This window comes from Corynebacterium sp. ACRPO, assembly GCF_022347205.1.
In the GTDB taxonomy this organism is placed as follows: Bacteria; Actinomycetota; Actinomycetes; order Mycobacteriales; family Mycobacteriaceae; genus Corynebacterium.
This window is the reverse complement of sequence record NZ_JAKRNE010000019.1, coordinates 1-13,599: the sequence shown is the minus strand read 5'-3', so window position 1 is coordinate 13,599 and position 13,599 is coordinate 1. Positions and strand designations below refer to the sequence as shown.

Below are 13,599 nucleotides of genomic sequence, written 5' to 3'. Positions count from 1 at the left end.
TTGCTCGGTTGCTGGCAGTCAACTGGCATCCAGTTTTCAGGCAGGCGGCCTAATCTAGAGGCATGAATCTGAAGTATTACTTCTACGAGCTGTGGAGCCTTTTTGTTGACCACGGCTTGCCGCTTATCGCACTATTGCTGATAGGCATTTTGATCCCGCGCATCGGCAGGCTGGCCATTCGCATCATGGAGCGCCGCCTCGATGAAGACGAAGAAGCCACCAAGGCGCGCCTGGCGCTGACCGGAGCGCTGGTCTACATCGTGCAGGCGGCGGCGTACTTCCTCATCATTTGGGCCGCGCTGACCAATCTCGGCGTGCCAGCAGTAGGCGCTGCGGTACCGGCGACGATAGTCTCGGCCGCCGTGGGCTTTGGCGCCCAGTCCATCATTGCGGACTTTCTCTCCGGCTTCTTCATCCTTTCGGAAAAGCAATTTGGCGTAGGTGACTATGTCAGTTTCGATGGCGTGACCGACGTGGAAGGCACCGTGGTGATGCTGACCCTGCGCACCACCAAGGTGCGCACGCCTACCGGCGAGCTGGTGACCGTGCCCAATAGCTCGGCCGGTGCGGTCACCAACTACTCCCAGGAGTGGTCGCGCGCCGTGGTCAACTTTGATGTGCCAGTGCAAGAAGGCGAGACCCTGCCAGAAATCACGCGCCGGGTGCGCACGATTTCCGAGCAAGCCATCCAGGAACCGTCCATCGCCGTGGACGTCAATGGCGAGCTCGAGGTGCTGCCGGCCACCCAGTTGGTTGCCCCGCAGGCTGCCGGCCAATCCTGGCACGTGACCTACCGCGTGCTGGTCACCGTTAACCCGGCCCGCCAGTGGGCGGTGGAGCGTGCCATCCGCTCGGCGTTGCTCTCGGAATTCTGGGATCACTACAACGTGGCTGACTTGGACGAAATTCAGCGCCCGCTCATTCAGCCTGGGGGAAATGCTGCGGCTCAAGAGTCCGTGAAAGACGCTTCTGTAGCAGGGGAGGGCTCCCACCCTGAGACGAAGGTAGAGCGCAGTGCCGCCACCAAGGACGCTGAGCCGGATGGACCAGATAGCGATGGCCCTGGAAAGCCCGCGCTGCCCGATGCAGACGACCGAGAACCAGAGCCATCCCACGGCGTTTGGCGCGCACTGGAGACCAATACCAAATTCCAGAAGATTGCCACCTTTGGCGGCCGGGTCCGCGCCTCCACTACGGGCCTCGTACTCGCGCTGCTGGTTGTGGGTGCCTTGGCCTTGGCCTCGAGCAATCCTGAAAACGCGGACGCCGGCTGGCTCTCGCCTGAACACTGGCGCGATAGCGGCAAGGAAGCCTCCTCCTCGCAGCTTTCCGACGCCCCATCTGCCAACCCCACCCCCGAAACCACCGAGACCGGCACGACCTACGAGCCGACGGAGGATGGCGCTGCCGCCACTGAGACCGCCAACCCGCAAGGCACTGATGGTGCTGGGCTGACCGATAGTCCTGCCGGTAACGGCCAGGGAACGGGCGCTACTGGTAATGCCTCGCCGGCCCCGAGCGCCGCAAATGGTGCAGACACCGCCGGGACCGATTCTGACAATGGCGCTGCTACTGCGCCTGATACCGGCGACGGCACCCAAGCGTCTGGAACCGCTGGCAGCACAGGCGTGGCGATACCCGCGGAACCCCGCTAGTGGGGTTGGCCTTCTACATCCAGCCGGTCTGTCCACCGCTCGTTGTTGGGTGAGGTGTAGCTAGCATAGACGCTAGTGTCGTTATCCTTCTGGCAATGAAATGTGCGCACGTCTGAACCTATGGCGCAGAAGAGGTCGTAAGCCTGCTTGGTCTGCGGGCTCGTCGCGGTAATGCGGGTGTTATAAGAGCCATTGACCATCTTATTGCGGTGCGTATAGGTAAACGTGTGGGTGATGGCTTCATCAAAGATCGCACCGGTGAATTCGCACGAGGTGTGCTCACCTGCATGGATGCTATCTCCCTGGTTGGTGTAGCCGCACTTGCCGCCTATCTGCCCAGCGTTGATGTTGTGATTTGTCTTCTCTGGTGCGGGCGACTGTGCGTCGTTCCCGGCTTCGGGCGCGCTTTCCTCATCGTCTTCTTTGCCTGTGCTTTCGTCATTGTCTACGGTCTTGGTGACCGTAGCGGGCGCGTCGGATTCCTGCTGCTGGCTAAATACTGGTTCCGCTTCAGTAGAAGCTTGGTCATTACTGGAGCCGCAGGCGCTAAGGCTGGTAATGGACAAGGTGGCGAGGATGACAACAGAGGCGCGTTTGAGCATGGGGAATATCAAAGGGGGGTCGGTGAAGTGTACGGGGAAAACTTTAACATTTTCACAGTGCTTCTGACGTGCTTAAATGATTGGGTTTGGCAAAGATGAAATAGTGCGCTTCGGCCGCGCGTTGCACTGAGCATGACCTCACTATTCGAACCACTGGAACTCGGCCGATACACGTTAGACAATCGCGTGACCATGGCGGCGCTGACCCGCCAGCGCGCAAGGGAAAGCGGTGTGCCTACCGAGCTGCACCAGAAGTACTACTCGCAGCGTGCCACGGCCGGTCTGGTGGTTACGGAGGGAACCTTCCCGGCGTGGACCAACCGCGCATTCCCGGGCCAGGCGGGCATTGCGACCGACGAGCAGGCAGAAGGTTGGCGCGCCGTCGCAGACCGCGTGCACGAGGAAGGCGGCACCCTGTTCATGCAGATCATGCACGGTGGCCGCACGAGCCACCCAGACCTGATTGACGGAGCAAACCCGGAGGCGCCGAGCGCCTTCGATTGGGGCGGAACCGTGCGTGGCTTCGCTGGCAAGATGGATGCGCCGGTGCCGCGCGAGCTGAAGAAGGAAGAGCTGCCGCGCATCGTGGATGAATTCCGCCAGGGTGCGCGCCGGGCTATTGATGCTGGTGTCGACGGTGTGGAGATCCACGGCGCCAATGGCTACCTGCTGCACGAGTTCATGGCGCCGTCTGCCAATAAGCGCGAGGATGAATTTGGCGGCAGCCCGGAAAATCGCTGGCGCCTGCCAGAAATGGTCATCCGAGCAGTGGTGGAGGAGATCGGTGCCGACCGCGTGGGCGTGCGTTTCTCCCCGGCACACAACGTGCAGGGTGTTATCGAAGACGATCAGGAAGACATGCTGGCCACCTACGGCGGGCTTCTCGATGCCCTGGCACCGCTGAACCTGGCCTATGTGTCCTTGCTGCATGGCGAGCCGGACAGCGAGCTCATCGCCACGCTAGCACAGAAGGCACGCGCAAACGGCGTGACCAAGGTGCTCATGAATGATGGCTTCCCCACGATTACCTCCAAGGAGGATGCCCAGCGCGAAATCGAGCTGGACTACGTGGATGCCGCAGTGGTGGGCCGTCAGCTCATTGCCAACCCGGACCTAGTGCGGCGCTGGCGTGAGGGCCTTGAGCTCAACGAGCCGGACCAGGCTACGTTCTACCTGGGCGGCGAGCGCGGCTACATCGACTATGAGTATGCCGCGGACTAGGGAAGAATCCGCGGCACCAAAGGGGGCCCGACAGGCGGGCGAGTGATAGGTAGTGAAATTCCCCAGAGAGGGTCTTTCACTATCCCTATCGAAGGTGTACTACTCGTTCGTTAACACCGAGTACCTGTCATGTGACAGAACTTACAACTACTTGGTGTAGCCCTCACCCGGGCGCCAGGTCATGGTCACGGCCTCGCGCACCGGGGACTTGGCGGTGAGCAGGTTATCTACGCGCAACCAGTGCATTTCCGCCGAATCCGGGCGCACGGTGACATAGCTGTAGCCGTGGTGGTCCAGATCCACGTGGCGGGTGTGCGGGTTGGCTCCCATCAAGTAGCGCTCAGCCAACTTGGAAAGCTCATTGCCCTCCGGCAGCTTCAGCTGCTCGTTCACGTTGGGCGCAGACACGGAGGCGCAGACCATCTCGGCGCCGAAGATGCGGCCATCCTTGCTGATATTATGCGCCCACTCGGAGTGGATATCGCCGGTGACAAAGAGGGTGTGGGAGTCGTGCTTAGAGAGGGCGTCGATAAGCAAGCGGCGCTCTGCAGAGTAGCCATCCCACTGGTCGCCGTTGACCGGAATGCCGGTGATATTGGAAGACAGCGAGGAAGAAACCGGCTTGGTCTTTTCATCTTGTTGCAGGGTAGCCAGGTTCATGGGGGAGAACATGACGGAATTGCCCAGCATATTCCACTTGGCAGAAGAGGTTTCAATCTTATTGAGCAGCCAGTTGTACTGCTCAGAGCCAAGCATCGTGCGGCCTTCGGCGGCCATCTTGCGCGGGCCAAAGCGCACCTGCTCATCGCGGTAGGTGCGCAGGTCCATCATGGTTAGCTCCACCAGATCACCGAAGGTCAGGCTGCGGTAAAGGTGGCCCTGCTCGGACGGGTTGGTCGCACGCACCGGCATCCATTCGAAGTAGGCCTGCATCGCGGCCTTGCGGCGGTCCAGAAAGGCTCCTTCCTCGCCTTCGGTGTGGTTCTCCGCACCCTCGCGCCAGTTATCGTTGGCCACCTCGTGGTCATCCCACACCACAACCCACGGCAGCGCACCGTGTGCGGCCTGCAGGTTTTCATCGGTGCGGTAGCGGCCGAAGCGGATGCGGTAATCCTCCAGCGAGATAATCTCGTGCGCCGGGTGGTGCAGGCGCACCGGGCCATAGCCGGCGTACTCGCGCTGCGGATACTCGTAGATATAGTCGCCCAAGAAAATCATGTAATCCAGCTGGTCCGCGCGGCCGCGCTGGGCAATATCGCCATAGGCATTGAAGAAGCCGGACTCCCAGTTAGCGCAGCTGGCCACGCCGAAGGTGAGCTCTTCCGGGGAGGCGCTCAGCGCCGGGGCGGTCTTGGTGCGGCCGACGGGCGAGTAATTATCCTGCGCCTTAAAGCGGAAGAAGTACACGGTCTCCGGCTCTAGTCCATGCGGATCCACGTGCACGGTGTGGTCCTGGCCGGCGTCGGTGGTCACTTCGCCCCGCTTGACGACGTCCCCAAACCCCTCATCCTTGGCAATTTCCCATTCAACCCGGGTGGCCTCGCCCAGCCCGGATCCCGGCATGGCGTCGGCCTCCGGGGTCACGCGGGTCCACAAGATGACCGAATCCGGAATCGGGTCACCCGAGGCCACACCGTGGAGGAAGGGCCGCTCGCCCAGCTTCGGCTCCACCATGTGTTGCTCCACGCGCGGCGAGAGGCTGCTTTGAGCATGTGCGGTGTTGGCTGCACCGGACAGAGCAATGGCGGCACCAGCGGTACCGGTGGATTGCAGGAATCGGCGGCGGTTAACTGCGCTGCCCGTGTTCTTAGAATTATTAGACATGGTTGAAAGTTTTCTCATGTCTAATGGGTGTGCAACCGTTTCTTGCCCGATTCCATAAAATGTTCTTGTTGTTTTAACCGGTGGTTTACTTGGGTGGCCTCCTGTGGGACTGACACGTCTGGCGGTTGGGCGGTTTCGAGGGGCCTTCGCCGTCTTCTGTGGCTTAGGTCCAGTCTGATCGGGCTGATTTGAGGCCTTTAGGGCTGAATTGAGGGGTCCATTCGCTCAGATCGGCCCGATCACCTTCGACCTAAGGTGTGCGGGACCCAGTGGGCCAAAGGAGTGACCGGCTCGAAAAGGCGCGCCCAAAGCGGTCCAGTCCTTCCGAGTGCGGCTCAGTAGGCTAGAGGGTATGAGTGAATTTAGCCAAATTAGCCAGTGGCCCGCGGATACGGTGGCCGGTGCGTTAGTGCATCGCGGCGAAGTGAAAGAAACGGTGGGGGATACCGCCCGCGAGTTTCCGGTGGCATCGGTAACCAAGCTGGTCGCGGCCTACGGCGTGATGCTGGCCGTGGAAGAAGGAGCCGTGGAGCTAGAGCAGCCGGCCGGCCCGGAAGGCTCCACGCTCGAGCACCTGCTTGCACATGCCTCTGGCATTTCCTTTGATTCCCGGGAGTCGCAGAAGCCGGTGGGCGAGCGCCGCATCTATTCCTCGGCCGGTTATGAGTGGGCCGCGGATACCGTGGCCGAAGCTACGGGCATGGACTTTGCCGAGTACCTGCGCGAAGGCATCTTGGCCCCGCTGGGCATGGAGTCCACCCGGCTGGAAGGCTCGGCCGGGCACGGTTTGGTTTCCACAGTGGAGGACCTCGCAGCCTTTGCTGCGGAAGTTCAGAACCCACAACTCCTGCATCCCTCCACCGTGGCCGACATGCGCCGCGTACACTTCGACGGATTGCGCGGCATCGTTCCGGGCTACGGCAGCTTCAGAGACTGCACCTGGGGTCTAGGCTTTGAAATCCGTGGCGATAAGGATCACTGGATGGGCGCCTTGCCTGCCGACGCCGTCGGTCACTTCGGCATGTCCGGCACCTACCTTTGGGTCGCCGGCGACTATGCCATGGTCGCGCTCACAAACCGCGACTTTGGCGAATGGTGCAAGCCGCTCTGGCACGATACGAATACCGCCATCTGGAACTCTTTGTAATCTTCCCGCTGTGGCGGAGCGAGCGCCTTCCACTGGGGGAAGTGGTGCGGTGGAAGGCTCCCCCGCGGGGCGGGGAGAAGTCGGGGAATTTCGTGCGAAAGGGGACCATCCTGCGCGGGAAACCGGTGCGAGCGCACGGGCAGCGGTTGCGTGAGAGCCTAGTTGTGCTTTCCCGGGCGTGAGCAGGGCTTCTGTTGCCCGCCGTCAAGGAAGGCAAGAATTTTCTCAGCAAACTCCAAATTTCACATTTGTAACATTGGTTTCACCTGCACCTTTGGCCCCAGTCTGTACCTAGGGTTGAGGTTTAGCGAATGGGGGTTGAAGTGAAAGTTGAGGGTTGTAGGGAGGGGTGTGACGCAGGAAAATTGTGAGCAGACGCATCAGACAGTTCGTTGGGGAAGACGAAGCTCGTCTTGCATCGCGCCGGGCCGGCAGGCCTCGTGCGGTGGTGATCTATGTCGAGGGAGAATCGGCTATGAATACGTGCGTTAACCCTGCGCCGGTTGAACAGCCGGCCTCCACCTCCACGTGGCCCTCCGTCAACGGCGGTGCCACCGTGGTCACCGGTGTGCTCAAGATTTCCGGGATGCCGCGCACGCTGCGCTCGGAGATTGAACACGCCATGGATCGGTGCATCCGTACCGAGTCGGAATTTATCATTCCGGGCGATGACCCACTGACCGCTCAGTGGTGCACTCGTTGGTTCCGGGATGGGCTTTCCGTAGCGGCGCTTGCCCAAGGCGGCAGCGCCTGCGCCCACGCAGGCAGCGGTATCGGCTGCCACCAGGTGCTTACCGGCACCCGTGAGGAGCTGGACGCGCTTGATTGCGTCGTGCGCTACCTCGCGCAGCGCCACGGCTTTACTGCTGCCGTGCGCCTGCCTTAGAAGGCGCGAAAGGGGTTGGACCAGCTGCTGCTGGCCAACCCCTTTGCTTCTGCCGCCGGATGGTGCGATTAGGGAAGAACTATTCCGCTTCGGCGAAGGGATCCAGGATCTTGTCTGGCAGCTCCGCCACGGATTTCAGCACGGCCGACGGGCGGTACGGGTAGCGGGAAATCTCGTGGTCATCGGAAATGCCGGAGCGCACCAGTACCGTGCGCATGCCGGCCTCAAGGCCCGCCTTGACGTCTGTATCCATGCGGTCACCAATCATGACCGTGTGCTCCGAGTGAGCACCAATATGATTGAGCGCCGAGCGCATCATGACCGGGTTGGGCTTGCCTACATAATAAGGCTCGCGGTTGGTGGCGGCGGTAATGAGCGCGGCCACGGCGCCGGTAGCTGGAAGTACGCCCGTGGGGGCGGGGCCGGTGACATCCGGGTTGGTGGCAATAAAACGCGCACCATCGCGGATGAGGTTAATGGCGGTGGTAATCGCTTCAAAGGAGTAAGTGCGGGTCTCACCAAGCACCACGAAGTCCGGGTCATCGTTGGTGAGGATCCAGCCTGCCTCATGCATGGCGGTGGTCAGGCCGGATTCGCCCACTACGTAGGCCTTGCTGGAGCTTACCTGGCTGGAAAGAAAGTTCGCGGTAGCGGTAGCGGAGGTCCAGATGCGCTCAGCGGGAATGTCCAGTCCAGTATTGCGCAGGCGTGCAGATAGGTCCCGCGGGGTAGACATGGAGTTATTGGTCAGCACCATGTACTCGATGTCATTGTCTTTGAGCGCCTGGATAAATTTATCGGCGCCAGGGATCATCTCACCTTCTTTGATGAGCACGCCGTCCATGTCTGATAGATAAGAAATCATTGGTGATCCTCCACATACTCGGCGATATCGCCGATGGTTTCGCTGTTGAGCATCGTCTCCTCAGAAAAACGCACCTGGAAGGCCTCTTCCGCGCGCACGGTGAGCTCCACCAAATCGAGCGACTCCACGCCGATATCCTTCAGGCGGGTCTCGCGGCCCAAGTCTTCCTCGGTCCCGGTGACCTTGTGGATGAGTGCGATGAGCTGGCTAAGGGTATCTCGTTCCGGCTCCTTATCCGGCGCACTCGCATTGAACTTTGCCTGCAATTGGGCACTGAGGTCGTTTGCCATGCCCACCAGTCTAGTATTGATCCCGTTATGGCATTGAGAAAACGTTCTTCCGTTGTGGCGCGTAGTTGGCTCAAGCGCCTGCGCCCCTCGCACCGCGCCGAGCTAGAAAAGCTCTATGGCGGATTGCATGATCCCTCTACCGAGCCGGGGCTTACCCACATCAGCGCGTCCGGCACCGTGGACCACGATGGCCTAGACATCGCCTGGTACGAAGTAGGCCAGCAGGACGCCCCGGTGACGGTGGTGTTCATTCACGGCTATTGCCTGTCCTCAGAAGCCTATTATGACCAGGCCAATTACCTGCGCGGCCGCAATGCCCGCGCACTCTTAGTGGACCTGCGTGGGCATGGGCAGTCCTCCACGGTCGCCCCAGAAGAGTGCACCGTTGACGCGGCTGCCGACGACGTCCTAGCCGTCATCCGCGAACGCGCTCCCCGCGGCAACTTGGTCATCGTGGGTCATTCCCTGGGCGGCATGGTTGCCTTGAACCTCATCCGCCGTGCTCCGGCCGAGGTGTATGAGCGCATCAAGGGCGCGTTGCTGATTTCTACCTCTATGCGCCGCTTTGCAGCCAAGGGCGTGGCCCAGATTTTGCAATCCAAGTCCCTGCACGCGCTCTACCGCCTGTGCCTGCGCCTGCCCGGCCGCGTCGATAACGCCCGCTTTGAACTTGCCCGCTTTATCGCCCCGCTTTTTGCCGTGACCCTAGCCGGCTTTCCCCAGATGGAGAAGCTGCAGTTCCACGTTGCCATGCTTCTCGATACCCCCTTGGCCTCCTACTCCGGTTTCTTCGATGACCTTTTGGATCACGCCGAGTATGGTGCCGCCGAAAGGCTGGCGAAGCTCCACGGTGAAGTAGTGGTGGGCACCGCCGATATCGTCACCCCGCGTTCGCAATCCGAAGTGCTCTGTGAGAATTGGCCCGCCGCGAGTTTGCAGACGGTGGAAGGCTCCGGGCACATGGTGATCCTCGAAGACCCTGAGGCCATCTCCGCAGCCCTCGGCGGCGTCCTCGACGCGATATAGGCAGGCCGCTCGATAGGGTCATTCTCGAGGCATGTAAAAAGGCGCCGCGGCGGGAAGCCGGCGGCGCCTTACTTGTTTTGGTGCGGGGCTAACCCGCACCAATGCGGGAATTAGTCCTCGATGTGGGTGGTAGCGGTTGGATCATCCAGCTTGAGATCCTTGGCTGCCTTCTCCACTACGGAGCGCTCAATCTTGCCCTCGCGAGCCAGGCCATCGAGTACGGCGACGACGATGGACTCGGCATCGATGTTGAAGTAGCGGCGTGCGCCCTCGCGAGTATCAGAGAAGCCGAAGCCATCCGCGCCCAAGGTGATGTAGGTGCCTGGGACGTACGGGCGGATCTGCTCCTGCAGCTCGGTGGTGAAGTCAGAGACGCCAACGAACGGGCCCTCGTAGCCCTTGAGCTGGGAGGTAGCAAATGCCTCGGTCGGCTCCTCACCCTTGCGCAGGGCCTCCTTGTTGCGGCGGGCACCGTCGCGGGCCAGCTCGTTCCAGGAGGTGACGGAGAAGATGGAGGCCTTGACATCGAAGTCGTCGGCAAGCAGCTGCTGCGCGCGCAGCGCCTCGTGCACGCCCACGCCGGAAGCCAAGATATTGGCAGCAATGGAGCCGCCCTCAGCGGTGTTGAAGTGGTAGATGCCCTTGTGCAGGCCCTCCACGTCCAAGTCCTCCGGCTCGGCCGGCTGGTGTACCGGCTCGTTGTAGACGGTGAGGTAGTACATGATGGCCTCATGGTCCTTGCCGTACATGCGCTCAATACCGCGGGTGACCAGGTGCGCCACCTCGTAGCCGAAGGCCGGGTCATAAGAAACCACTGCCGGGTTGGTAGCGGCCAGGACAGGGGAGTGGCCGTCCATGTGCTGCAGGCCCTCACCGGTCAGGGTGGTGCGGCCGGCGGTAGCGCCGATAATGAAGCCGCGGCCCATCTGGTCACCGGCCGCCCAGAAGGCGTCGCCGGTGCGCTGGAAGCCGAACATCGAGTAGAAGATGTACAGCGGAATCATGGCCTCGCCCTGGGTGGCATAGGACGTAGCTGCCGCGGTGAAGGAGGCGGCGGCGCCGGCCTCAGAAATGCCCTCGTGCATGATCTGGCCGTCGGTAGCCTCGCGGTAGGACAGCATCAAGTCATGGTCAACCGGCACGTAGTTCTGGCCGCGTGGGTTCCAGATCTTCATGGTGGGGAACCAGGAGTCCATACCAAAGGTGCGGGCCTCGTCCGGAATGATCGGCACAACGCGCTTGCCCAGCTCCTTGTTGCGCATGATCTCCTTGAAGGTGCGCACCAGGGCCATGGTGGTGGCTACTTCCTGCTTGCCGGAGCCCTTGCGCACGGAGCGCAGCTTATCCAGCGCAGGTGCCTCAAGCGGGGTGAAGTCCTCACGGCGCTCCGGCAGGAAGCCGCCGAGCTCTTTACGACGCTCCAGCATGTACTTGATCTCCGGGGAATCCTTGCCCGGGTGGTAGTACGGCGGCAGGTACGGATCCTTCTCCAGCTCCGCATCGGAGAACGGAATCTCCTGCTTATCGCGGAAGCGCTTCAGGTCATCCAGGGTCAGCTTCTTCATCTGGTGGGTGGCGTTGCGGCCCTCGAAGTTGTGGCCCAAGCCGTAGCCCTTAATGGTGTGCGCCAGGATGACGGTTGGCTTGCCGGTGCCCTTGTTCTCCAGCGCGCGAGCGTAGGCAGCGTAGACCTTGCGGTAATCGTGGCCGCCACGGCGCAGTGCCCAAATCTCATCATCGGACATGTCTTCTACCAGCTTGGCCGTGCGCTCATCGCGGCCGAAGAAGTGCTCACGCACATAGGCGCCATCATTCGCCTTAAAGGTCTGGTAGTCACCGTCGGAGGTGGTGTTCATGACGTTGACGAGGGCACCCTCGGTGTCCTTTTCCAGCAGCTTATCCCAGCCGCGGCCCCAAATAACCTTGATGACCTCCCAGCCAGCACCGCGGAAGAAAGACTCCAGCTCCTGGATGATCTGGGTATTACCGCGAACCGGGCCGTCAAGGCGCTGCAGGTTGCAGTTGACCACGAAGGTGAGGTTATCCAGCTCGTAGAGGGATGCGATCTGCAGCAAACCGCGGGATTCTGGCTCGTCCATCTCGCCATCGCCCAAGAAAGCCCAGACGTGCTGCTTGGAGGTATCCTTGATGCCGCGGGTCTCCAGGTACTTGTTGAAGCGTGCCTGGTAGATAGCGTTAATCGGGCCCAAGCCCATGGACACGGTGGGGAATTCCCAGAACCATGGCATCAGGCGCGGGTGCGGGTAGGACGGCAGGCCCTCGCCCTCACCGCGGGAGACCTCTTGGCGGAAGCTATCCAGATCCTTTTCGGTCAGGCGGCCTTCCATGTATGCGCGCGCGTACATGCCTGGGGAAGCGTGGCCTTGGAAGAAGACTTGGTCGCCGCCCGAAGGATCGTCCTTGCCCTTGAAGAAGTGGTTCAGGCCGACCTCATACAGCGGAGCAGCGCCTGCGTAGGTGGAGATGTGGCCGCCCACGCCAATGCCCGGGCGCTGTGCGCGGTGCACCATGATGGCTGCGTTCCAGCGGATCCAGCGGCGGTAGCGCTTTTCCAGCTCCTCATCACCTGGGAACTCCGGCTCCATGGTGGTGGGGATGGTGTTGACGAAGTCCGTAGACGTCAGCGACGGCACCTCAACGCGCTTCGCGGTAGCGCGCTCGAGCAGGCGCAGCATCAAGTAGCGTGCACGCTCCGGATCGGAGTGGTCCAGCAGACCATCGAGGGAGTCCATCCACTCGCGGGTCTCTTCTGGATCATTATCGTGAAGATACGATGCAACGCCGTCGCGGATGAGGGGGAAGTTGGAGTCGCCCTTGTGGGCGTCCTTCTCGGCCATTTAAACCTCCTATTTAAGGGTCTGCACAGTTTGCCTACTAGGATACGCGCTCACAGATCCACAGTCGTTGTGAAGTCCGACTTAAGGGGACGTGCGGTACGTTACATCGCTATAACCAGTATCTTTGCAAAGTTTGTTGGGGTAAAAGAGGGTAGTTTGCTAACTCTGTGGAGCCAGCTGCGTTGGTGGCAGGGCCTGCAAAATGGGGGAATTGCGGCCCTTAGGCGGGTAAAAGGGGCCGGTGGACGTTAAAATGCTTCTATTAAGCCGCGATTTACCCGCAGGATGCGGGCGATACGCGGACCAGACATTCACTAAAATAGGAAGGAAATGCATAGTGGCTGACGCTGCAGTCAAGCTCGGAATCAAGGAAGGGCAAATCGCCCTGGAGCTTGGTTGGGACGAGGATTGCGATACCGCAATCTCTGAATCGATCGAGGCCGTGCTCGGCGATGACTTCTTGGAAGAAGAAAATGACGAGCTGTGCGATGTAGTCCTTCTTTGGTGGCGCGAAGAAGACGGCGACCTTGTGGATGGACTGGTGGACGCGAGCCGCCCGCTGGCCGATAACGGTGCAGTCTGGCTGCTTACCCCAGGTGCCGGCAAGCCGGGAACCGTAGAGCCTGGGCTCATCTCTGAGTCCGCTCAGCTGGCAGGTCTGGTGCAGACCAAGGCGGAGCGCCTAGGCGAGTGGCAAGGCTCGTGCTTGGTGCAGCGCGGCTACACCAAGAAGTAGGGCTTTACCTGCCGATTTGTGTTGCTTTAGCAACCTGCGCTACTGTTTCTAACAGCGCAAGAGCGCATGCGGCTTTAGCTCAGCTGGAAGAGCAATTGGTTTACACCCAATAGGTCGGGGGTTCGATCCCCTCAGGCCGCACAAGGTCAGAGCCCCTTTTCGAGAAATTGAACTGGCCCCCGAAAGTTGGACTGGTTTAATTCTAGGCGGTTAGGGCTTCAAGGGTCTGATTTCGATATTGCATCGGGGTCAGACCCTTGAGTCGTTGTTGGATGCGTTCGGTGTTGTACCACTGGATGTACTCGTCGATGGCCTGGTTGAACTCTGCGACGGTGTCGAAGACTTCTCCGTGGTACATCTCGGTTTTCAAGTGCCCGAAGAAATTCTCCATGACCGCGTTGTCGTAACAGTTGGCTTTACGCGACATTGACTGAACACCACCGTTATCATGAATCAGGTTGCGCCAGGACGAATGCTGGTACTGGAAAC

Annotated in this window: 12 protein-coding genes and 1 tRNA gene; 7 read left to right on the top strand and 6 right to left on the bottom strand. The window is 60.8% G+C overall.

Annotated elements, in window-relative coordinates:
* Positions 1-62: 62 nt before the first annotated feature.
* Positions 63-1,655 carry a mechanosensitive ion channel family protein gene (locus MHY22_RS10515; protein WP_239279256.1) on the top strand — a complete coding sequence of 531 codons (1,593 nt, stop codon included), beginning with the start codon at positions 63-65 and terminating at the stop codon, positions 1,653-1,655.
* Here the strand turns inward: MHY22_RS10515 and MHY22_RS10510 are convergent.
* Positions 1,652-2,257, bottom strand: a complete 606-nt coding sequence (locus MHY22_RS10510; protein WP_239279255.1) for a hypothetical protein — start codon at positions 2,255-2,257, stop codon at positions 1,652-1,654. The two genes, MHY22_RS10515 and MHY22_RS10510, sit on opposite strands and share 4 nt — an antisense overlap.
* 132 nt (positions 2,258-2,389) lie before the next feature.
* Here MHY22_RS10510 and MHY22_RS10505 point away from each other — a divergent pair, with 132 nt between their 5' ends.
* Positions 2,390-3,478 carry an alkene reductase gene (locus MHY22_RS10505; protein WP_239279254.1) on the top strand — a complete coding sequence of 363 codons (1,089 nt, stop codon included), beginning with the start codon at positions 2,390-2,392 and terminating at the stop codon, positions 3,476-3,478.
* Between the two features lie 147 nt (positions 3,479-3,625).
* Here MHY22_RS10505 and MHY22_RS10500 read toward each other — a convergent pair whose 3' ends face one another.
* Positions 3,626-5,302 carry an alkaline phosphatase gene (locus MHY22_RS10500; RefSeq protein ID WP_239279253.1) on the bottom strand — a complete coding sequence of 559 codons (1,677 nt, stop codon included), beginning with the start codon at positions 5,300-5,302 and terminating at the stop codon, positions 3,626-3,628.
* A 352-nt stretch (positions 5,303-5,654) separates the two neighbouring features.
* Between MHY22_RS10500 and MHY22_RS10495 the strand changes: the two genes are divergently transcribed.
* Together MHY22_RS10495 and MHY22_RS10490 are read left to right on the top strand one after the other, a co-directional pair.
* Positions 5,655-6,449 (top strand): serine hydrolase, encoded by a 795-nt coding sequence (locus MHY22_RS10495; protein WP_239279252.1) that lies wholly within the window; start codon positions 5,655-5,657, stop codon positions 6,447-6,449.
* 475 nt (positions 6,450-6,924) lie between these two features.
* The gene (locus MHY22_RS10490) at positions 6,925-7,335 is read left to right on the top strand and encodes a hypothetical protein (RefSeq protein WP_225746654.1); all 411 of its coding nucleotides are present in this window, start codon (positions 6,925-6,927) and stop codon (positions 7,333-7,335) included.
* Positions 7,336-7,414: 79 nt separating this feature from the next.
* Here the strand turns inward: MHY22_RS10490 and MHY22_RS10485 are convergent, their stop codons facing one another.
* Both MHY22_RS10485 and MHY22_RS10480 read right to left on the bottom strand, forming a co-directional pair.
* Positions 7,415-8,200 carry an HAD-IIA family hydrolase gene (locus MHY22_RS10485; RefSeq protein WP_239279251.1) on the bottom strand — a complete coding sequence of 262 codons (786 nt, stop codon included), beginning with the start codon at positions 8,198-8,200 and terminating at the stop codon, positions 7,415-7,417.
* Positions 8,197-8,490, bottom strand: coding sequence for an acyl carrier protein (locus MHY22_RS10480; RefSeq protein ID WP_225746656.1), 294 nt, complete (start codon positions 8,488-8,490; stop codon positions 8,197-8,199). Before MHY22_RS10480 ends, MHY22_RS10485 begins: the two co-directional genes overlap by 4 nt.
* Positions 8,491-8,517: 27 nt before the next feature.
* On the opposite strand from MHY22_RS10480, the gene MHY22_RS10475 reads away from it, so the two are divergent.
* Positions 8,518-9,516 (top strand): alpha/beta fold hydrolase, encoded by a 999-nt coding sequence (locus MHY22_RS10475; protein WP_239279250.1) that lies wholly within the window; start codon positions 8,518-8,520, stop codon positions 9,514-9,516.
* Between the two features lie 110 nt (positions 9,517-9,626).
* On the opposite strand, the gene aceE is transcribed toward MHY22_RS10475, so the two are convergent.
* A complete protein-coding gene (aceE, locus tag MHY22_RS10470) occupies positions 9,627-12,374 on the bottom strand; it encodes a pyruvate dehydrogenase (acetyl-transferring), homodimeric type (RefSeq protein ID WP_239279249.1) in 2,748 nt (915 codons plus the stop codon).
* A gap of 337 nt (positions 12,375-12,711) precedes the next feature.
* On the opposite strand from aceE, the gene MHY22_RS10465 reads away from it, so the two are divergent.
* Positions 12,712-13,110 carry a DUF3052 domain-containing protein gene (locus MHY22_RS10465; protein ID WP_005324380.1) on the top strand — a complete coding sequence of 133 codons (399 nt, stop codon included), beginning with the start codon at positions 12,712-12,714 and terminating at the stop codon, positions 13,108-13,110.
* Between the two features lie 68 nt (positions 13,111-13,178).
* Positions 13,179-13,251: transfer RNA gene (locus MHY22_RS10460), tRNA-Val, on the top strand.
* 61 nt (positions 13,252-13,312) lie between these two features.
* On the opposite strand, the gene MHY22_RS10455 is transcribed toward MHY22_RS10460, so the two are convergent.
* The coding region (locus MHY22_RS10455; protein WP_239279248.1) for an IS3 family transposase at positions 13,313-13,599 on the bottom strand (287 nt) is incomplete at its 5' end.